Origin of the sequence: Janthinobacterium sp. Mn2066 (assembly GCF_049319705.1) — a bacterium.
Classification (GTDB): domain Bacteria; phylum Pseudomonadota; class Gammaproteobacteria; order Burkholderiales; family Burkholderiaceae_D; genus Janthinobacterium.
In genome coordinates, this window is record NZ_JBMOUF010000002.1 from 589,211 (window position 1) to 608,417 (window position 19,207).

General features: G+C 63.7%; 16 protein-coding genes. 6 read left to right on the forward strand and 10 right to left on the reverse strand.

Features of this window, described 5'->3' with window-relative positions; translation table 11 throughout:
• Position 1: 1 nt before the first annotated feature.
• Positions 2 to 787, forward strand: a complete 786-nt coding sequence (gene ssuC / locus ACL9RI_RS05960; protein WP_422725654.1) for an aliphatic sulfonate ABC transporter permease SsuC — start codon at positions 2 to 4, stop codon at positions 785 to 787.
• A gap of 65 nt (positions 788 to 852) precedes the next feature.
• Complete coding sequence (locus ACL9RI_RS05965; protein ID WP_422725734.1) at positions 853 to 1,635, forward strand: ATP-binding cassette domain-containing protein; 783 nt, start codon at positions 853 to 855, stop codon at positions 1,633 to 1,635.
• Here ACL9RI_RS05965 and ACL9RI_RS05970 read toward each other — a convergent pair.
• From ACL9RI_RS05970 to ACL9RI_RS05995, 6 genes are all read right to left on the reverse strand, one after another.
• Positions 1,598 to 2,323, reverse strand: coding sequence for an HAD-IA family hydrolase (locus ACL9RI_RS05970; protein ID WP_422725655.1), 726 nt, complete (start codon positions 2,321 to 2,323; stop codon positions 1,598 to 1,600). The two genes, ACL9RI_RS05965 and ACL9RI_RS05970, sit on opposite strands and share 38 nt — an antisense overlap.
• A 113-nt stretch (positions 2,324 to 2,436) precedes the next feature.
• Entirely contained in the window at positions 2,437 to 3,264 is an 828-nt protein-coding gene (locus tag ACL9RI_RS05975; protein WP_422725656.1) for a MetQ/NlpA family ABC transporter substrate-binding protein, read from the reverse strand.
• A 23-nt stretch (positions 3,265 to 3,287) separates the two neighbouring features.
• Complete coding sequence (locus ACL9RI_RS05980; protein WP_422725657.1) at positions 3,288 to 3,962, reverse strand: methionine ABC transporter permease; 675 nt, start codon at positions 3,960 to 3,962, stop codon at positions 3,288 to 3,290.
• On the reverse strand, positions 3,955 to 4,761 hold the full coding sequence (locus tag ACL9RI_RS05985; RefSeq protein ID WP_422725658.1) for a methionine ABC transporter ATP-binding protein: 807 nt from the start codon (positions 4,759 to 4,761) through the stop codon (positions 3,955 to 3,957). The genes ACL9RI_RS05980 and ACL9RI_RS05985 overlap by 8 nt, the downstream gene beginning before the upstream one ends.
• A 355-nt stretch (positions 4,762 to 5,116) precedes the next feature.
• Positions 5,117 to 5,584, reverse strand: coding sequence for a YbaN family protein (locus ACL9RI_RS05990; protein ID WP_422725659.1), 468 nt, complete (start codon positions 5,582 to 5,584; stop codon positions 5,117 to 5,119).
• Between the two features lie 44 nt (positions 5,585 to 5,628).
• On the reverse strand, positions 5,629 to 6,243 hold the full coding sequence (locus ACL9RI_RS05995) for a biliverdin-producing heme oxygenase (RefSeq protein WP_422725660.1): 615 nt from the start codon (positions 6,241 to 6,243) through the stop codon (positions 5,629 to 5,631).
• A 480-nt stretch (positions 6,244 to 6,723) separates the two neighbouring features.
• On the opposite strand from ACL9RI_RS05995, the gene ACL9RI_RS06000 reads away from it, so the two are divergent.
• Positions 6,724 to 7,290 (forward strand): YceI family protein, encoded by a 567-nt coding sequence (locus ACL9RI_RS06000; RefSeq protein WP_422725661.1) that lies wholly within the window; start codon positions 6,724 to 6,726, stop codon positions 7,288 to 7,290.
• 273 nt (positions 7,291 to 7,563) lie between these two features.
• Here ACL9RI_RS06000 and ACL9RI_RS06005 read toward each other — a convergent pair whose 3' ends face one another.
• Positions 7,564 to 9,360: an NAD(P)-binding domain-containing protein gene (locus ACL9RI_RS06005; RefSeq protein WP_422725662.1), complete on the reverse strand. Its 1,797-nt coding sequence runs from the start codon at positions 9,358 to 9,360 to the stop codon at positions 7,564 to 7,566.
• A 132-nt stretch (positions 9,361 to 9,492) separates the two neighbouring features.
• Entirely contained in the window at positions 9,493 to 10,632 is a 1,140-nt protein-coding gene (locus ACL9RI_RS06010; RefSeq protein WP_422725663.1) for a helix-turn-helix domain-containing protein, read from the reverse strand.
• A 257-nt stretch (positions 10,633 to 10,889) separates the two neighbouring features.
• Between ACL9RI_RS06010 and ACL9RI_RS06015 the strand changes: the two genes are divergently transcribed.
• The gene (locus ACL9RI_RS06015) at positions 10,890 to 12,383 is read left to right on the forward strand and encodes a CHASE2 domain-containing protein (protein ID WP_422725664.1); all 1,494 of its coding nucleotides are present in this window, start codon (positions 10,890 to 10,892) and stop codon (positions 12,381 to 12,383) included.
• Between the two features lie 53 nt (positions 12,384 to 12,436).
• Positions 12,437 to 13,762: a serine hydrolase domain-containing protein gene (locus ACL9RI_RS06020; protein ID WP_422725665.1), complete on the forward strand. Its 1,326-nt coding sequence runs from the start codon at positions 12,437 to 12,439 to the stop codon at positions 13,760 to 13,762.
• An 8-nt stretch (positions 13,763 to 13,770) separates the two neighbouring features.
• On the opposite strand, the gene ACL9RI_RS06025 is transcribed toward ACL9RI_RS06020, so the two are convergent.
• Entirely contained in the window at positions 13,771 to 15,162 is a 1,392-nt protein-coding gene (locus tag ACL9RI_RS06025; RefSeq protein ID WP_422725666.1) for a CoA transferase, read from the reverse strand.
• Between the two features lie 87 nt (positions 15,163 to 15,249).
• Here ACL9RI_RS06025 and ACL9RI_RS06030 point away from each other — a divergent pair, with 87 nt between their 5' ends.
• Entirely contained in the window at positions 15,250 to 16,449 is a 1,200-nt protein-coding gene (locus ACL9RI_RS06030) for a citrate/2-methylcitrate synthase (protein WP_422725667.1), read from the forward strand.
• On the opposite strand, the gene ACL9RI_RS06035 is transcribed toward ACL9RI_RS06030, so the two are convergent.
• The gene (locus ACL9RI_RS06035; protein WP_422725668.1) at positions 16,450 to 19,206 is read right to left on the reverse strand and encodes an Hsp70 family protein; all 2,757 of its coding nucleotides are present in this window, start codon (positions 19,204 to 19,206) and stop codon (positions 16,450 to 16,452) included.
• Position 19,207 lies beyond the last annotated feature (1 nt).

Here is a 19,207-nt window from a genome sequence, read left to right on the forward strand (position 1 = left end):
GATGGCGGCCGGCCGTAGTCGGGCATGGGGCGTAGCGCCCAAGACGCTGGCGCCATGGGCCTTGCCCTTTGCGCTGCTGCTGGCCTGGCAGCTGGCGTCGCAATGGGGCTGGCTATCGAGCCGCATCCTGCCCGAGCCGTGGGCCGTGGCAAAAGCCTTCTGGAGCCTGACGGCGTCCGGTGAATTGTGGCTGCACCTGAAAACGAGTTTGTGGCGGGCCACCCTGGGTTTTGCCATCGGCGGGGGACTGGGATTGCTGCTGGGCCTGCTGACGGGCAGCTTCCGCCATGCGGAAACCCTGTTGGATACGACCCTGCAAATGGTGCGCAACATCCCGGCGCTGGCGCTGATCCCGCTGGTGATCCTGTGGTTCGGCATCGACGAGACGGCCAAGCTGTTTTTGCTGGCCGTGGGCGTCTTCTTTCCCGTCTACCTGAACACCTTCCACGGCATCCGTTCGGCCGACCAGGGCCTGATCGAGATGGCGAAAAGCTACGGCTTGTCCGGCTGGCCCCTGTACCGCGACGTGATCCTGCCGGCCGCCATGCCGTCCATCCTGGTGGGCGTGCGTTTTTCGCTGGGCCTGGTATGGGTGCTGCTGATCGTGGCCGAAACCATCTCGGCGCAGGCCGGCATCGGCTACATGACCATGAATGCACGCGAATTCCTGCAAACGGACGTGGTGCTGGTCGGTATTTTGCTGTACGCCTTGCTGGGCAAGCTGGCCGACCTGTTCTCGCGCCGGCTGGAACGCCATTGTTTGCGCTGGAATCCCGCTTACCGCTAATCACGAAAGAACACACCATGCTGCTCGCGCCCATCCAGATCGAATCGGACTTTTTGTCCCACTTCGTGCAGTACGATCCCGTCGCCGAACAAGCGAAGGCCAGGACTGGCCCGCGCGGCAGGTTCGAGCGGTGCGGCGTGCCGCTGGCATTGGATAAGCTGAGCAAGGCCTATGGCGGGCGCCGGGTGCTCAACAACATCGATCTGGCATTGCGTGCCGGTGAATTCGTCGCCATCGTGGGACGCAGCGGCTGCGGCAAGAGTACCTTGCTGCGTTCGATCGCGGGCCTGGAAAGCGTGGATCAAGGCCAGGTGACTGTTGGCTCAGGCAAGCAATTCGACGCCCCGGACATCCGCATCATGTTCCAGGAAGCGCGGCTGCTGCCCTGGAAAACCGTGCTGGAAAACGTCGCCCTGGGTTTGCCCCGTTCGGTGGGGGCGGCCGCCGCTTCCCTGTGGACGGTGGGCCTGGCCGACCGCGCCGACGAGTGGCCGGCTGCGCTCTCGGGTGGGCAGAAGCAGAGGGTGGCGCTGGCGCGGGCGCTGGTGCATGAGCCGCAACTGCTGCTGCTCGATGAACCGCTGGGCGCACTCGACGCCCTGACCCGCATCGAAATGCAGCAGCTGATTGAATCGTTGTGGCTGGCGCGTGGCTTTACGGCCGTGCTGGTGACGCATGACGTGGCCGAGGCGGTAGCGCTGGCCGACCGCGTGCTGCTGATCGAAGATGGCCAGATCACGCTCGACGAACAGATCGATTTGCCGCGTCCCCGCCAGCGCGGCAGCGCAGCCTTTGCGGCGCTGGAGCAGACTATCCTGGCGCGCGTGCTGCAGCCTCGCTCAAGCTGATAAAACCATCATCGTCCAGCGTGGCCGTCATCGCAACATAGCTGGCGATGCTGGCGTGGCGCGTGGCCATGGCGTGATGATGCGTGGCCGTGATCACCATCACCTGGGCGCCCGCCGCTTCTCCCGCCTCGATGCCGACCGCCGCGTCTTCAAACACCAGGCAATCGGTGGCTGACACGCCCAGCTTTTGCGCCGCCAGCAGATAGCATTCAGGCCGGGGTTTGCCCGCTTTCACGTCTTCGGCCGTCACCATCACCTCCGGCAGCGGCATGCCGGCCGCCTCCAGGCGCGCCAGCGCCAGCGCACGCGGGGCGGACGTCACGATGGCCCATTGCGCTGCTGGCAGTGTTTGCAAAAAGTGCCGCGCGCCGGCGATTTCGACGATGCCATCCACATCGATGATTTCCGCTGCCGTGATGCCGCGCGATTCATGGTGCGGGTCCACGCCCGGTAAATCCAGCCTGGCGATGGTGTCGAGCGCGCGCGCGCCGTGGATGGTGGGCAGGAAGCTGGCGACGTCCAGGCCCTGGCGTTGCGCCCAGGAGCCCCAGATACGTTCGGCCGCAGCGATGGAATTGATGATGGTGCCATCCATGTCGAACAAAAAAGCGCGGTAGCGGCCATGTTCTATCGTGGCGGAAGCGGATGCGAGGTAGGGTGACGGCGAGGACGAGAGCGGGGCGGACATGGCTTCCTTGCAAAAGATGGGCTGGAAGCCATTGTAACGGCAGAGCAGTTTTATTTCAGGCAGTAGCGCAGGCAGGTCCACGATTCTTCATGGACGCGCCTGCCCAGGCTAGTTTATTTCTTGTCAGCCTTTTCCATCGCCAGCTGGTAATCCGTTTTTTCGTAGCCGGCGAAGTATTTATTGGTGATGTCGAGGAAGGCGCGCGAGCGGTAGGCCGCTTCGATGTCTTTCACCCATGGCTTGCCCTTGTCGGCCGTGCGGATGGCCACCAGGTTGACATAGCTGTCCGAGATTTTTTCGGCGATCAGGGCGCTGGTCAGCTTGATGCCGGCCGCTTGCGCGTAGTTGCCGTTAATGAAAGCGTAGTCGGTGTCGGCCAGCGAGCGTGGCAACTGCGCCGCTTCCAGCGGCACCAGTTTCAGTTTCTTCGGATTGTCGGCCACGTCACGCTCGGAAGCGCGCAGCGGATCGACATGCGGTTTGAGCTTGATCCAGCCCATTTTGTCGAGCACCACCAGCGCGCGCGCCTGGTTGGTCGGATCGTTCGGCATGGCGACGGTGGCGCCGGGCTTGATCTCGGCCAGCGACTTGTGCTTGGTGCTGTACAGGGCGATCGGCGTGGTCGGCACGGTGATTAGGGGGCTCAGCGCCAGCTTGTTATCGGTGGCGAACTTGTTCAGGTAGACGATGTGCTGGAACACGTTGGCGTCCAGCGAGCCTTCGGCCAGTGCGTAGTTCGGCTGCACGTAGTCGTTGAATTCGACGATCTTGACCTTGTAGCCCTGTTTTTCCAGGATCGGCTTGATGCCCAGTTTCAGCTGGTCGGCGTAAGGGCCGGCGCTGGTGCCGATCACCAGTTCCTTCGGGTCCTTGGCGTAGGCCGAAACGGACAGGGTCAGGCTGACGGCGGCCAGCAGCAGCTTGCGGCGGAATGTATTCATGTTTTTTCCTTGATTCGAAAAGATTAACGTTTGTCGAGACGCTTGGCGATGCGCGTGCCTGCGAACTGGATGGTTTGCACCAGCACGATCAGGATGGCGACGGTGACGACCATGATGTCGGTCTCGAAGCGGTAGTAGCCGTAGCGGATGGCCAGGTCGCCGATGCCGCCGCCGCCCACCACGCCGGCCACGGCCGAATAGGACAGGAAGCTGATCGACAGCACGGTCAGCGCCAGCACCAGGCCGGAGCGCGCCTCGACCAGCAGCACGCGGAAAATGATCTGCATTTCTGAGGCGCCCATGGCGTGCGCTGCCTCGATCACGCCGCGCGGCACTTCGCGCAGGTTTTGCTCCACCAGGCGCGCCAGGTAGGGAATCGCGGCGAACGACAGCGGCACCGCGGCGGCCAGCGGGCCGATCGAGGTACCGGCGATGATGCGGGTAAACGGCGTCAGCGCCACCAGCAAAATGATGAAGGGGAAGCTGCGCACGGTATTGACCAGCCAGCCCAGTATCATCGACAGGGGGCGGTTTTGCAGCGACTGGCCTTCCGAGACGAGGAACAGCAAAATGCCCAGCGGTCCGCCGATCAAGATGGCGGCCGTCAGGCCGATGCCGAGCATGGTCATGGTCTGGCCCAGCGCGACCCAGATTTCCGGCAGCAGCGCGACGACGTTATTGAATGATTCTTCAAACATGTGTGGCATCCTTCCATGCGGTGGCTTCGAATGCTTCGGTGCCGTAATAAGCCAGTTCGCGTCCCAGCGCGGTCTTGCGCGGGGTGGTGGTGTCGCTCAAGTCGAATTGCTCGGCGATCGCGCCCGCTTCCACCACGGCGACGCGGTTGCAGATGGCGCCCAGCACCGACAGCTCATGGCTGACGATGACGATGGTCACGCCGAGGCGCGCATTGATGTCGCGCAGGGTATCGAGCAGGGCGCGCGTGGTTTCCGCATCCAGCGCGGAAGTCGGTTCGTCGCACAGCAGCACGTCAGGGTGGCTGGCCAGTGCGCGGGCAATCGCCACGCGCTGTTTCTGGCCGCCCGACAGCTGCGCCGGATAGCTGTGCAGCTTGTCCGACAGGCCCACCAGCGCCAGGCATTCCTCGACGCGGGCGGCGATCTGCTCGCCCTTGGTGGTGCCATGGATTTTCAGGGGGAAGGCCACGTTGTCGTAGACGCTGGCGTTTTGCAGCAGGTTGAACTGCTGGAAAATCATGCCGATATTCTGGCGCGCATCGCGCAGCGCGCTCTTGCCCAGGCTGGTCAATTCGCGGCCAGCAACGGTGATGCTGCCGCTATCGGGGCGCTCGAGCAGGTTAATCAGGCGCAGCAAGGTCGATTTGCCGGCGCCGCTCTTGCCGATCAGGCCGAAAATATCGCCGGGATAAACATCCAGCGAGACCGATTTGACCGCGTGAAATTGTTCGCCCTTGGGCAGCGCGAAGGTCTTGTTCGCGTCAGCTATGCGTATCACCGGTGTACGGTTTATGGTCATGCACTATTCCTTTTATTATTCGCGTCCCGTACTGCCATGTTGCTCATCATCGTCAGCATGGATCACTTGCAGCGGCGGCCGGACAGGCCGGCCTGGGACGTCGGTTGCGTAGTATACCTCCGATCGCCATATACCCCCTACGATAGAATCTTGCTTTGAATATGCGAATAATGTCTATGCAGCTGTTTTCAAGTGAAAAAAACTGAAAATAGTTCATATTGCCGAATTAAATCGTGCCGTACAGCGCAGAAGAGAGGCGGGGCGGTGGAAAATTCGATGGACAGGGCATCCGCAAAAGGCGATCTTTTGCGGGATGCAGCGGTTCTGGTGTTTTTTGTGGCAGAAGGGGGAGCGATTATCGACCGCTATTTGCACTATCCTGAGCAGATTCTGCCTCAATGTTGATAGCCGCCGCTGGCGGCGGGCCATTTGGGCGGCGCAGCAGATAGATGATGACGGCGACTTCCATCACGCCGACCAGGATAATGACCCACGTCGGTGGATGGCCGAGGCACATGGCGACGAAGCCGATCGCCATGCCCAGGCAGGCCATGGCCTTGCCGCGCCGCGAGACGGCGCGGTGTTGACGCCACTGGCGCAGCGATGGGCCGAACCGCGGATGCTGCAGCAGCCAGTGTTCCAGGCGCGGCGAAGCGCGGCTGAAGCAGGCCAGCGCCAGGATCAGGAAAATCGTGGTCGGCATCACGGGCAGCATGGCGCCGATGATGCCCAGTAAAACCATCAGCGCGCCGGTGGCCGTCCAGGCCCAGCGGCGCAGGCGTGCGCCATGGGTCTCCGGCAATGGCACGCTGGCCGGCTGCATGTCAGTCTGCGCTTCCTTCCGCCTTTCCTTCCGCCTTTCCTTCATTATGCGTAAGCCTCGACGTGGCCGTGCATGCGCATGAAGGCGGCGCGTGCGCCGTCGATCACGCGCGCTTCTCCGTCAAGGTCCAGCGGCGCGGCATCGAGTACGGCCGTGAAATCGCGCCAGTGGCGCGCGCGGCCATCGGGGTGGCCGGCCAGGTGACGCGCGCCATGCTGTTCATCGAGGCCGATCTTGCCCGCCAGCTTGTACAGGATGGCGGCGCCCAGTTTCGAGCCTTCGCTGACGTACAGCCAGCCCAGCGCGGTGGCCAGGTCCAGCTGGGGGCCGAACGGTGCTACGGCCGCATCGGCTGGCACGGGCGAGCCCAGGTCGCGCAGGTCGGCGGCGATGCTGTCGTAGCGGCGGCGCTGCGCCAGGTCGGGCAGCAGGGCAGCCAGGCCCGCATGCTCATACAGCGCATCGACGTCGCGCAAAAAAGCGTATTGCGCCTGCAGGAAGCGCGTGTAGTTTTGCGTATTGTCGAAAGGCTTGCTGGCCATGATGCGCTGGTCCAGCACGTCGTGCGTTTCCATGGTGTCGGCTTTCAGGCGCTGGCTACGGGGCAGGGCAGTGTCGGTGGAGCTGTTTGAGGCGTGGTTCAGGGTATTTGCGTTCATGTATTTTCCTACTCTATCAAGTAACGATCAAGTGCGCCTGCTGGCCGGGTAGGGCGTGAAGAGCAGGGCGCGCAGTGATGGCTGGGCTGGATCGGCGTGGCGATATGGCCTGATGGCTGGCGTAGGCGCGGTGGCCGGCGGGCTGGCGTATGGTTGGCGCGGCCGGGTTTTAAAACACAGTGTTAATCACGGTCGCGCGGAAGGCAGGCATGATAACAATCCATGAGATGAATAACAAGAATCATTCTCATTTAAATTGCTGGATATTTTCAAGCGTGCGGTGAATAATCGACAACAGGAGACGCTGTGGTGGACAGGGATGTACCTATTATCGAATTTTTCGATGCTAACTAGGTATATTTTCCATTTTACATCGATCTTCATGGCATGCATAATCGTTGCAACCAAGCCATAACCATCTGCTCAAGGGCGGATTGGTCGCGGTTTTTAAACCTTCACATTTGAATCAGGGAATTTACAATGAAAAAACTGCTCGCCTTTGCCGTCGCTGCTGGTATCTCGCTGTCCGCCGTTGCCGCTCCTGAAGTCTATGTCATCGATGGTAGCCACACCTTCCCACGTTTTGAATACACTCACTTGGGTTTCTCGACGCAGCAAAGCCGTTTCAATAACACCACCGGTAAAATCACCCTGGACCGCGCTGCCAAGACCGGCTCCGTTGAAGTACTGATCGATACCAAATCGGTAGACACCGGTTCGACCGTGTTCAACACCCACATCCAGGGCGAAGACTTCCTGGACACGGCCAAATTCCCGGTCGCGACCTACAAGTCGACCAAGTTCAATTTCGATGGCGACAAGCTGGCAAGCGTCGATGGCACCCTGACCCTGAAAGGCGTGACCAAGCCAGTGACCCTGACCGTCACGTCGTTCACCTGCGCGCCACATCCGATGGTGAAGTCAGATGCTTGCGGCGCCAATGCCACGGCCCACATCAAGCGTTCGGAATTCAACGCTGGTAAATATGCACCTGCAGTGAGCGATGACGTCACGCTGACCTTTGCGATCGAAGCGATCAAGCAGTAAAACGTGTGACAAAATCTACTGCGCGTCGCGCTTTGCGGCCTGCGATGCTCACCGTGCTTAAGCACGGTTGCGCTTCTTAGCCACAAATCATCGCCGCTCGCTACGATTTTGTCAGACGTTTATTATCTGGTGGCGGTTAATATTTACTGCAGATCAGGATAAAAATGGCGGCAGACTTCGGTCTGCCGTTTTTTTATATCCCAACGGCAAGGACTGGGGTCGGACCTGGCGGGTCCGACCCCGGCTTCTGCTTTGCGGGCCGGTTTTCAGGCATCACGACAAATGATGCACTTCCTGCTGTCCATACACGGGCGTGGCGATGCCTTCCATGCGCGCTTTCAGTTGCAGCGACAGGTATTGCGAGTAATGGCGCGACTGGTGCAGGTTACCGCCATGGAACCACAGCGCTGGCTGCTGCGTGGGTTTCCACATATTGCGCTGCTCGCCTTCCCATGGTCCCGGATCTTTTGTCGTGCTTGAACCCAGTCCCCACACCTTGCCCACCTTGTTCGCCACTTCCGGCGAGATCAGGTCGGCGGCCCAGCCATTCATGGAGCCGTAGCCGGTGGCATACACCACCAGGTCGGCCGGCAGTTCCGTGCCGTCCGAGAGCACGATGGAATGGGCTTTCAATTCCTGCACGCCGACGCCGCTTTTCAGCTTGATCTTGCCCTCGGCGACCAGCTCGGAGGCGCCCACGTCGATGTAATAGCCGGAGCCGCGCCGCAGGTATTTCATGAACAGGCCCGAGTCGTCATCGCCAAAGTCCAGCATGAAGCCCCGTTCTTCGAGGCGCGCATAAAAGTCGGCGTCGCGCTCGCGGATGGCCTTGAAGATGGGTTTCTGGAAGTCCGCCAGTATCTTGTACGGGATCGAGGCAAAGGTCAGGTCGGCCTTGGCAGTGGTCATGCCGGCCGCCAGTGCGCGTTCCGAATACAGGTCGCCCAGGGCCAGGTCCATCAGCGAATCGGACTTGACGATATGCGTCGACGAGCGCTGCACCATGGTCACGTCCACGCCCGCTTCCCACAGCGCGGCGCAGATATCGTGCGCCGAATTGTTGGCCCCGACCACCACTACCTTCTTGCCCACATAGCCGTCCGGCCCTGGATGCCGGGACGAGTGCTGCTGCTCGCCCTGGAACACTTCCATGCCCTTGAACCTGGGCAGGTTGGCCTTGCCCGACATGCCGGTGGCCAGTACCAGCTGTTGTGGCTTCAGGGTGACGGGCTGGCCGTCGCGCACCACGTTGACCGTCCATTCGCCGGAAACTTCGTCATAGCTGGCCGATTCGCACGTGGTCGAGCCCCAGTAATTCAGTTCCATCACCTTGGTGTACATTTCCAGCCAGTCGCCCACCTTGTCCTTGGGCGTGAAGACGGGCCAGTTGTCTGGGAAGGGGATGTAGGGCATGTGGTCGTACCAGACCGGGTCGTGCAGGCATAGCGATTTATAGCGCTTGCGCCAGCTGTCGCCTGGGCGGGCGTTTTTCTCGACGATGATGGTGGGGACGTTCAACTGGCGCAGCCGCGCGCCGAGCGCGATGCCGCCCTGGCCGCCGCCGATGATCACGCAATACGGCTGGCGCGTATAACCGAGTTCGCGCGCTTCCTGTTCGCGGTGTTCCAGCCAGCTGCTGCGGTTGGTGCGCGCCCCGTGTTCGGCGCCCATCGGCCGCCGTGGGCCTTTGGGTTCTTCATGGCCCTTCAATTCGGCCATGGTGGTCAGCAAGGTCCAGATCTGGCCATCGCGGATGCGGATAAAACCGGTGCCGCGTCCGACCCTGGTTTCCACCGTGATCCAGCATTGCGTCACGCCACCGGCTTCAACGGCCTGTTCGCCCTCGGCGATGCGCACGGTGACCGGCTGCACGGCGCCCAGTTGCGCGCTCAGCATGTCGGCGATCTGTACGCGGCCTTCCAGGGTTTTCAAATTCCAGGTAAATAGCACCAGGTCGCGCCAGAAACCGCTTTCTTCAAAAAGCTGCGCCGCGCCGGTGGCGTCGCTGGCGCGCAGCGCGCCTTCGAGCTGCTCCAGCACGCTGGCCACTGTGTGATTATCGTTTGTCATCGTGTCTCCTCCATGTCTGTCGGGATGCGGTTTTATTACCGCTGACGATGTTGTATCACTGCCGTTCTGGCGTCGCATCCTGCGTTGCAGCATGGCTGGCGATGAGACGGAAGTCTCAGCCAGTTTTGATGCCTATTGCCTGTGCGGCGGCACGATGTGCAGCTGTTTCATGCGACGGTACAAGGTCGCCCGCGAGATGCCCAGCATGGCCGCTGCCGGCAAAGGGCGCCACTTGGCGGCGCTCATGGCGTTGATGATGCGCGTGCGTTCGGCCAGTTCCTGTTCGCTGTAGTCATATTTCACACCGGCGGCGGGCATGGGGCGCGCACTGCTTCTCTCTTGCGCGTGGCGGATCGGTGCGCGCACGCGCGCATGCAGCCAGGCGCCGCTGGCGAGCAGGCGCAGGGACAGCAGGTGGTGGCTGGCGCGCGCATCGAACAGGCGCTCTGGCCGCAGGTCGAACACCTCGGCGACAGGGCGGGGCAGGCTGGCCAGGCCTTCGATAGCCAGCCGCGCGCAGCGGTTGGCGGCCACGATGCAGCCATGTTCATCGACGGCGACCAGCATTTCCGGCTGCACCTCGGCGAAATGGCGGTTGCGGTGCGCCAGCAAAATGCAGCAATGGCTGTAGGACTGGAGAAAATAGCCGTCTTCGATCAAGGTGGCGCTCTGCCGCACCAGCTGCTTGACCAGGCGCTGGCTGTCGCGTGCATCGGGCGACGCCAGCGCGGAGGCGTCGAGCACGCCGATCAGGTCGCCGTGCGGTGAAAAGATGGGTGCTGCGCTGCAGGTCAGGCCCGTGAAGGCGGCGCGGAAATGGTCGGTTTTATGCACGGTGATCGCTTCATGGTCGAGCAGCACCGAGGCGACGCCGCACGTGCCTTCTTCGTCTTCGGACCAGCAGGAACCCAGGTACAGGCCCGCTTTCCTGAACTGCTTGCGCTGGTCCTGGTCGACCGCGTAATCGATGGTCACGCCATGCGCATTGGCCAGGATGACGCAATAACCGGCTTCGCGCACCATGGCGTGCAGGCGCGGCAGGCAGTCTCCCGTCGACCGTAAAAAGCCTTCTTCCGCTTGCTGGATGGCCCGCAGTTCGGCGCCGCTGAGGATGCGTGGCCCGGTGGTGCAGGCGGGGTCGAGCCGGTAATCGTTCAGCGAACGGCGGTAGGACGAGGCCAGCCTGGCCGCATCGGCGCCGGGGTTAACGATGCGGCCGGCGATCAGGTCGCGCACCCGGTCGATATGGCTGGTTGGGCGGACGTAGGGCATGGCGCTCTCCTTGGTCTCGTGTCTCTGGTGTTGTTATGGTGTTCCTGTTTGTAGCATGAAGTACGGGACACTGCATTCTGCGTTGCAGCATGTGCCCACGCTGAGACGATCGTCTCAGGCAGGAGACTTGCCAAGCGTGCCCGGCCACATCTGGCTTCTCTGATAACATCGGCCCCATCAAGGCGCAAGGGGGGGGCACAGTGAGTCCAGACTATCCTGACCGGCACGGCCAAGCGCAGCTTTCCCTGGCGCGGCGTTTGCTATGGCCTGTCACTCAGCTGGGGGCGGCATTCAAGCTGACGGGCACGCATTTGCTGCACCACGTGATCGGTGCGAGCCTGATCGCCGCGCTGATGCTGGCGCTGGAAGGTTTTCATGTACTCGAATGGCTGGACGCAGCCATGCTGCGCACCAGTGCCGAACAGGGGCAACTGCTGCGCAAGGGGGCCGACCCGGGCCGTGCGTACCGGCCCGGCATCGTCGAAATCGATCCGCCCGCATTTGAACAGGTGTTCGAGGAACGCGAACCGCTGGAGCGCACGCGCCTGGAACAATTGCTGGCAAGCGTGGCCCAGCGCGGCAGCCAGGTGCTGGCGATCGATCTGGATCTTGCGCCTGCGGTGTATGAGCAGCAACTGCCTGGCGGGCGTCCGCTGGACCGTGTGCTGGACTCGCTGGCCAGGGGCGGCCATCAACTGGTGCTGATTTTGCCCGAACAGTCGGACCGGAACGTGAACCTGCGCTGGATACGGACGCGCTGCGCGGCCGGCATCCACTTTGCCAGCCCGCAGATCCGCGAGCGCATGGGCGCAGTCACGCGCATCGAAGTAAAAAGCCCGGTGCTGGCGGCCGTAGCTTTCGAGCTGGCGCATGGTGCGCAAGGCCAGGAGCAGAAGCAGCCGATGCCGGCCGCGCTGTCCGAACAAAAGGAAGTGGCTGGCCTGGCCAACCGCGTCTGCCAGCTGGCCGGGCGCACGGACAGTGAAAAGGAGCTGGCGCGCTGGGCCTTCGAGCCTGTCATCCATGGCGACGCCAAGGACGCTGCCGAACAGAATGCCGTCACGGCACCGTTTCATCCATCGGCCATGGCGCCTGCCTTCCTGGAGCCTGCGCGGACCAGGGTGCATTTGATTGATGGCCGCGCCGGCGTGGCGGCAGATGCGCCGCGCAAGCAGGTGGTTTTCATCGGCGCCACGCATGACCTGCGCGACCGCTATACGACCGCCGAGGGCGAACAGGCGGGCCTGCACCTGCACGCTGCTGCCTATACGTCGCTGGGCATCGGCACGGCGGACGTGAACAAATATGTGGTGTTCGTGGCAGATATCGTCATCGGCGTGCTGCTCGGCTGCCTGTTCGGCGGCTTGTGGACCCTGTACGGCAGGGCGGAACTGGCCATTGACCAGCGCATGGCGAGCCACGATGCCGGCCGTTTGCAGCGCATGGGCACCCTGGCTGAATTTTATGGCATCCGCGTGATGCTGGTATTCGTCTGGGCTTCGCCCTTGCTCATCGCCGCGCTGGCGATTTACGCCTCGCGCGGTTTGCTGGAACAGGGCTGGTGGGTCAATCCCGGCCCCCTGATCGCGGGCATGTTCCTGCACGCGATGTCGCTGCGCGACGAAGCACACCACCCGCACGAAGAAGCGCCGGGCCTGAACGTGTGGCAGCAGCTGCGCCGCACGCATCCAGGCATCGTGCTGGTGCAGGCGCCGCTGGCGCTGATCCTGCTGATCGTGGCTTTGCTGTAGCACGGCGATGGCTAGTGTAAATCGACGTAGATGTATTAAAGGGAGGGTATGGCATGACGCATTTTCCTGGCCTGCAAGGCGTGGCCGCTACACTGCTGCTCGCGTTTTGTACCGCGCAGGCGGCTGAAACGTCAGCACCGCCCTTATCGGCCGCCGCCAGCGATCCGGCCAGCTTGCGCTGGATGCTGGGCGCGCCGCCGCCAGCCGATAAAATCATCCGCTTCGACGATGGCAGTTATTTTCATTTCCCGCAACTGCGCTGGAGCGTGTCGCATTTTCGCCAGCTGATGCCGACGGTGAACGTGCCGCGCGGGCTGGATGCGCCCGTGCCGCTGGCGCGCGCACTGCGCAGCGATATCGACAGCCTGCGCTTTACGCCGCTGGGCGCGCAAGACACGATGAGCTGGGAGCAGTCGCTGGGCGCCAACTACACGGACGGCATCCTGGTGCTGCACCGTGGCCGCATCGTCTATGAGCGCTATTTCGGTGTATTGAATGAGAGTGGCCAGCATGGCGCCATGTCGGTGACGAAATCCGTGATCGGGGTGTTGGGGGCGACCCTGGTGGCCGAGGGCAAGCTCGATGCGAACCGCAAGGTGGCCGACTATGTGCCTGAACTGGCGCAATCGGCCTTCGGTGACGCCACCGTGCGCCAGGTGCTGGACATGACCACCGGCTTGAAATTCAGTGAAGACTACGCCGACCCCAAGGCCGAAGTGTGGCAGCATGCGGCGGCTGGCAGTCCGTTGCCGAAACCTGCCGATTACACGGGCCCGCGCAGTTATTTCGAGTACCTGCAAACGGTGGCTCACCAGGGCAGGCATGGCGGGGCCTTTGGCTACAAGACCGTCAATTCCGATGTGCTGGGCTGGATCATCGCCAGGGCGACGGGCAAGAGCGTCAACGATTACCTGTCCGAGCGTATCTGGAGCCGCCTGGGAGCCGAGCAGGATGCCTATATGACCGTCGATTCGACGGGCACGCCGTTTTCCGGCGGCGGCTTGAATACGGGCTTGCGCGACCTGGCGCGTTTTGGCGAGATGCTGCGCAACGACGGCCGCTACCGGGGCCGGCAGATCGTACCGAAAGCGGCCGTCGACGATATCCGTCGTGGCGGCGACAGGCAGTTGTTCGCAAAAGCTGGTTACGATTTGCTGCAAGGCTGGAGCTACCGCGACATGTGGTGGGTCACGCACAACGACCACGGCGCCTATATGGCGCGTGGCGTGTATGGCCAGCGTATCTACATCGATCCGAAAGCGGAAATGGTCATCGTGCGCTACGCTTCCACGCCGACGGCCGCCAATGCGGCCAACGACCCGGTCACCATCCCTGCGTTCGAGGCGCTGGGCCGCTTGCTGCTGGCCCAGCCGAAGTAAAGTCAGGGCTAGAGCCAGCTGGCCTGGTAAGCATCCAGCGGCGAGGGCGGCAGGGCAAAGTAGGGCGGCGTATCCGTCATTTGCTCTGCCGGGGTAATCGCGCTGATGCGGCCGAATGGCGAGTCGCTCCCGGTGCTCCAGGCGGCTATTTCCCCGGCGCTCAGCTCGGGCTGCGCCAGGCCGCCTTCCACCGTGCCCATCGCTTGCAGCCAGGCGCCTGTCTGCGCCAGCGACAGCCGCACTCTCCAGCCGCCGCCTGCCACGGCGCGCCGTTTCAAGGCGGCCATTGCACCCAGCGCAGCGATATAGCCGCTGGCGTGATCGAGCGCCTGGCAAGGCAGTTTGCCCGGTTGCGCCAGCCCCTGGGCTTGCCCTTCGGCCCAGGCGATGCCGCTGGCCGATTGCACCAGGCTGTCGAAACCGCGCCGCTGCGCCCACGGTCCTGCATGGCTGTAGGCGGACAGGCAGACTTCGACCAGGCCAGGTTTCAAGGCCTGCAATTCGGCGCTGGAAAAGCCGCGTGCTGCCAGTGAACCGGGCCGGTAGGCGTGGATAAAGATATCGGCGCCCCGTATCAGTTCGCGCAGGCGCTCGCGCTCCGTTTCCTGGCGCAGGTCCATCTGGGCCGGACGCTTGCCGCGTCCCGTATCGATCACCAGTGCGGGAATGTTCGGCAAATGGGCGGCGCTGATGGCCAGCACATCGGCGCCGTGCTGCGCCAGGGTGCGTGCGCCGACGGGGGCGGCGATCACGCGCGACAGGTCGAGCACGCGCACGCCACCCAGCGGGCGGCCCTGGTGATCGGCCGGCAAGGGCAATGGCGCCGTGTCGCTGATCCGTTCAATCTCAAACAGGGGCAGGGCGGCAATCGCTGCCGCCTGCGGGTGGGCCTGCCATTCCTGCGGGCTGCGTATCATCGCCGCGCACAAGCCTTCCTGCGCCAGCCGCGCGTCGAGTTCCTCGGCCTTCCAGCCCTTGATGGCGGCTGCCACGGCTTCTCGGCTGTCGGCGCATTGCAAGACGTTCAGCACGCCGTTGTGGTGATGGGGGAAATTGGTGTGCAGCTGTATCCAGCGTCCGTCGCCTGCCTGGTAGTAGCCGGCGATCGGGCTCCATGGATCGGGCGCCGGCTTGCCGTCGACTTGCAGGTAGCGCTCGCTGCGGAACTGGGCCAGCGCATGGCGCTGGTCGACCCGTACCTCCTGCTCGCGGCCTGTGCGCCAACGCCAGATTTCAGCGGCCATCAGCGCCTGCGCACCGATCGTGGCGGAAGCGATCGGGCCGACATGGAAGGTGGAAGGCAGGGACAGGCCGGTGCTGGAAAAGCGCAGGCGGTTTAACGGCGCGGTGTCGTTCCCGGCGATTGTCCACAGCGTATGCAGCATGGTATTCAAAGTCATGATGGGCTCCTCAAGTGATGATTCAGTCTAAAATTGCGCAAGCGGAGCGTCAATCTTGATTGCCGAAATCGATATAAAGAAAAATCCATGAGCGAGCAGACTTTGAGCGCAAGCGAGGCTTGCCAATTGCTGGGCGTGACGCCAGCCACCCTGTATTCCTATGTCAGCCGGGGTTTGCTGACGTCGCGCGCCAGGGATGGCGAGCGCAGCAAGCATTACGCACGCGATGAAGTCATGCGCCTGGCCGCGCGCCGCAAGGATGGCCGCCGCGCCGGCCATGTGGCCGAGCAGGCGATAGACTGGGGCACGCCGGTGCTCGAATCGCGCATCACCCAGATCGAAGATGGCGTGATGCGCTACCGGGGACGCGATGCGATGGCGCTGGCGCGCCATGCCACGCTGGAAGAGACGGCGTGCGTGCTGTGGGAAACGGCAGATACCGATCCCTTCTTTCATGCCGCCGATATCGCCGCGCCGGCGCATTGGCCTGTCTTGCGGGAGACCATGCGCGCTCGCCTGCCGCTGGAGCGGGCGATGGCGCTGCTGGCTGCATGGCCGGCAGCACCCGGTCAAACAGGGGCGCAGTGGATGCGCATCCTGGCCGCCGCGCTGCTCGATACCGATATCGGCCGCCAGCCGTTGCACGAACAGTGCCGCGCGGCGTGGGGCCTGGATGCGCGCTTTGATACTGTGCTGCGCGCCGCGCTGGTGGCCTGCGCCGACCATGAGTTGAATGTGTCGGCCTTTACTGTGCGCTGCGTGACATCGGCAGGCGTGGGTTTGTCCGGCGCCCTGACCGCCGGACTGGCCGCCGTGAGCGGTCCGCGCCACAGTGGCGACACCTTGCGCGTGCGCGAGCTGATCGAGTTTGTGATGGACAGCGGCGATATCGCTGGCTGCCTGAATGAACGCATCGCGCAAGCCGATCACCTGGGTTTTGCCGCTATCCTGCCCGGCTTTGGCCATCCACTGTACCCGGAACCGGCCGGCGATCCGCGTGGCCGGCTGATGCTCGATCTGCTGCGGCAGCACGCACCAGCGCTGGAAAAGCTGCAGCCGCTGCTGGCGATTGCCGCCACCGGCAGCGCCTTGACGGGCCAGTCCGCAAACGTGGATTTCGGTCTGGCCGCCATCGAATATGCCCTGGATTTACCGCGTGGCGCGGCGCAGTCGCTATTCGTATTGGGCCGCAGCGCGGGCTGGATCGCGCACGCGATGGAGCAGGCGGCATCGGGCAGTTTGATACGGCCGCGTGCGCGGTATGTGGGGGAGTTCGAAGCGGGTTGATTAGCTGATCAGCTTCAAGCCTGGCGGCAGCGCCTCGCCCAATATGCGTTTGGTCGCCGCTTCGTCCAGTTGCGCTACTTCCTGCACCATGGTGACCCAGGCGGCGGGTGCGCCCACGGCTTTCAAGCGCGTGATGACGGTGCTGCGCAGTGCGTCGCCGATGTCGCGCGAGCGGTCGCCCGTCATGCGGGCCAGGTGGGCGGCGGCGAAGGCGGCCGGCTCCACTTTTTTCCAGTCCAGCGCCAGCAGCATGTCCAGCCATTGCGCGACAGTCTCCACATCAACCACTTCGTGCGCGCTGCCGTGGAAGGGCTGGCGCGTGCCGACCCGGGCCAGCGCCCACAGGCTGTGCGCATCGGCCGGTTCCGTCTTGCTGGCCGACTTTTCCAGCCGTGTTAATAACCAGGCGCCCACTTCGGCCTTGTAGGCGCCGGGGATGCGTTCGAGCGAAGCGCCCAGGCGCAGCATGTCGTCGTCGCTGCCATTGACGAGGGTGACGGGGCGGCTGCTGCGCTGCGCCGCATCGGCCTGCAGGTTGAAGGCGAAATCATCGAGCAGGCGCAGTTGCTGTTCCGCGTTCAGGCCACCGGCCACGCGGCGCCACAGGGTCCACCATTCGCTGCAGACCTGGTGATCCTTGTGCTGCTGCACGCCCGTGTCGAACAGTGCCCATAATTGTTCCATGCGCCAGTCGTCGAGCGGTTCGCCATAACCGGGGCGCAGGCAGTAGCCGGCCAGGTTCAGCCACACTTTCTCATGTTCCAGTGTACGGCGCCGGCCCTTGGCCCGTGACATCAGGGCGTCGAACAGCTGGCGCAGCAGCGGCGCCGGCCACTGTTCGCGCGCGCCCAGGCCCTGTTCCAGATGCTGGCGCAGCTGGCGCACTTCCCTGGTCTCGACTTTTTGCGCCTTGCCGCCAAAGATGCGGTCTATCTTTTCCAGCGCTTGCGCCAGGCGCGGCGACGGTGCTTCCGTCTCGCCGGCCGCCTCTTGCTGCTCTGCGCGTAATTGAAATTCCAGCAGCCAGCGCTGGCTGTTATCGTCCTGCGCCACGCAATGCATTTCCAGGGTGCCCACTTCCGTCATCACGGTAGCCAGCTGCACGGCGATGTCGCGCTGTTTGTCTTTGTCCCCACTTTGGCCATGCAGCACGCTGGCCATCGGCGGCAGGCGCACGTAGTCGCCCGCGCTCAGGTCGACGATGTCACCCAGTTTATGCGCTGCGGAGTTTGAGGACGCCAGGTGGAAGCGCACGGGCCGGCCCAGGCGCAGCGCAAAGACGCGTTCCGTCAAACGGATTTCTTCGCCGCTGGCGCTGCCGCGTGGCAGGATGCAGACGGCGCGGTTGTCCTTGCCCGCCTCGCCCAGCACCAGGAAATAGCTGCGCGCCGAGCCGCCGGCGATACGGGGCGCCTGGCCACGGCGGGCCAGCGCGTAGGCGACAGCGCCGCGCGCCACGGCCACGTCGGGATTGTCGTTGTGCAGAATAGTGAGCGGTGCGCCGCGCCAGCGGGCCAGGGTATCGGCCAGGCGGCGGGCCAGCGCATCGGCGCGGAACACGCCGCCATTGAGCAGCACGGTGTCCGGCACTTCGCCTCCGTGTTGTTGCAAGAAGCTGGCCAGGTGGCGCGTGATGGCCGCATCCTGCGCGTAGGGCAGGCCGAATTCGACGATGCCGGCGCGTCCCTTTTTTGCGATGTCGTCTTGTTCCACCAGCGGGAAAAAGCCATCGACCACCATCGCCGCCACTTCGTCGCGCGTGAGGTCGGCGGAGCGGCTGCCGCCGATCAGGCGCGATCCGCCGCCCAGCAGGGTGACGGTGGTTTTTTCAGGCGCGTCGCTGGACAGCAGCAGCTCCTTGGCGGCGCGGCAGCGCTCCATCAGCTGCGACAGGCGCGCGGCGGACAGGCGCATGCCGCCTTCGACACCTGCTGCCATGCGTGTTTCCACCAGATGGGCCAGCGCCAGGTCCATATTGTCGCCGCCGAGTATCAAATGGTTGCCCACGCCGGTGCGGGCCAGCTGCGGTTCTTCACCGTCGAATGCGACATCGATCAGGCTGAAATCGGTGGTGCCGCCGCCCACGTCGCACACTAAAATACGGCGCGTGTAGGCCAGGTCTGCGCGCAAGGTAGCGCGCCGGCGGTGCAGGAAATCATAAAATGCGGCCTGCGGTTCTTCCACCAGCCGCAAGCTGGGCAAGCCGGCCATGCGCGCCGCCGCCAATGTCAGCGCGCGGGCGCCTTCGTCAAAAGAAGCGGGGATGGTCAGCACCAGTTCCTGCGCTTCCAGCGGCGCTTGCGGAAAGCGGTGATTCCAGGCGGCGCGCACATGGGCCAGGTAGCTGGCGCTGGCCGCCACCGGCGACACTTTTTGCACATCGGTTTCGGCGCCCCACGGCAGGATAGGCGCCTGGCGGTCGACATTCGCATGCGACAGCCAGCTCTTGGCGCTGGCCACCAGGCGGCCGGGTACTTGCGCGCCCAGTTGCCGCGCCAAAGCCCCCAATACTGCCTGCTCTTGCTGCGGCCATGGCAGGGGGACGTCGCCAGCCGCCAGCTCGCCGGCGGCTGGGTGGTAGCGCAAGGAGGGCAGCAGGGTGCGTGGCGCCACTTCGCCGGGCGCCACCAGCTGCTCGATCTCGAACAGGCGGATGCCGGCAGCGGGATCGCTGGCGTCGGCATAGGCCACCACCGTATTGGTAGTGCCCAGGTCGATGCCGACCAGCCAGGCCGGCTGTCCCTTTGCGCCACCCATG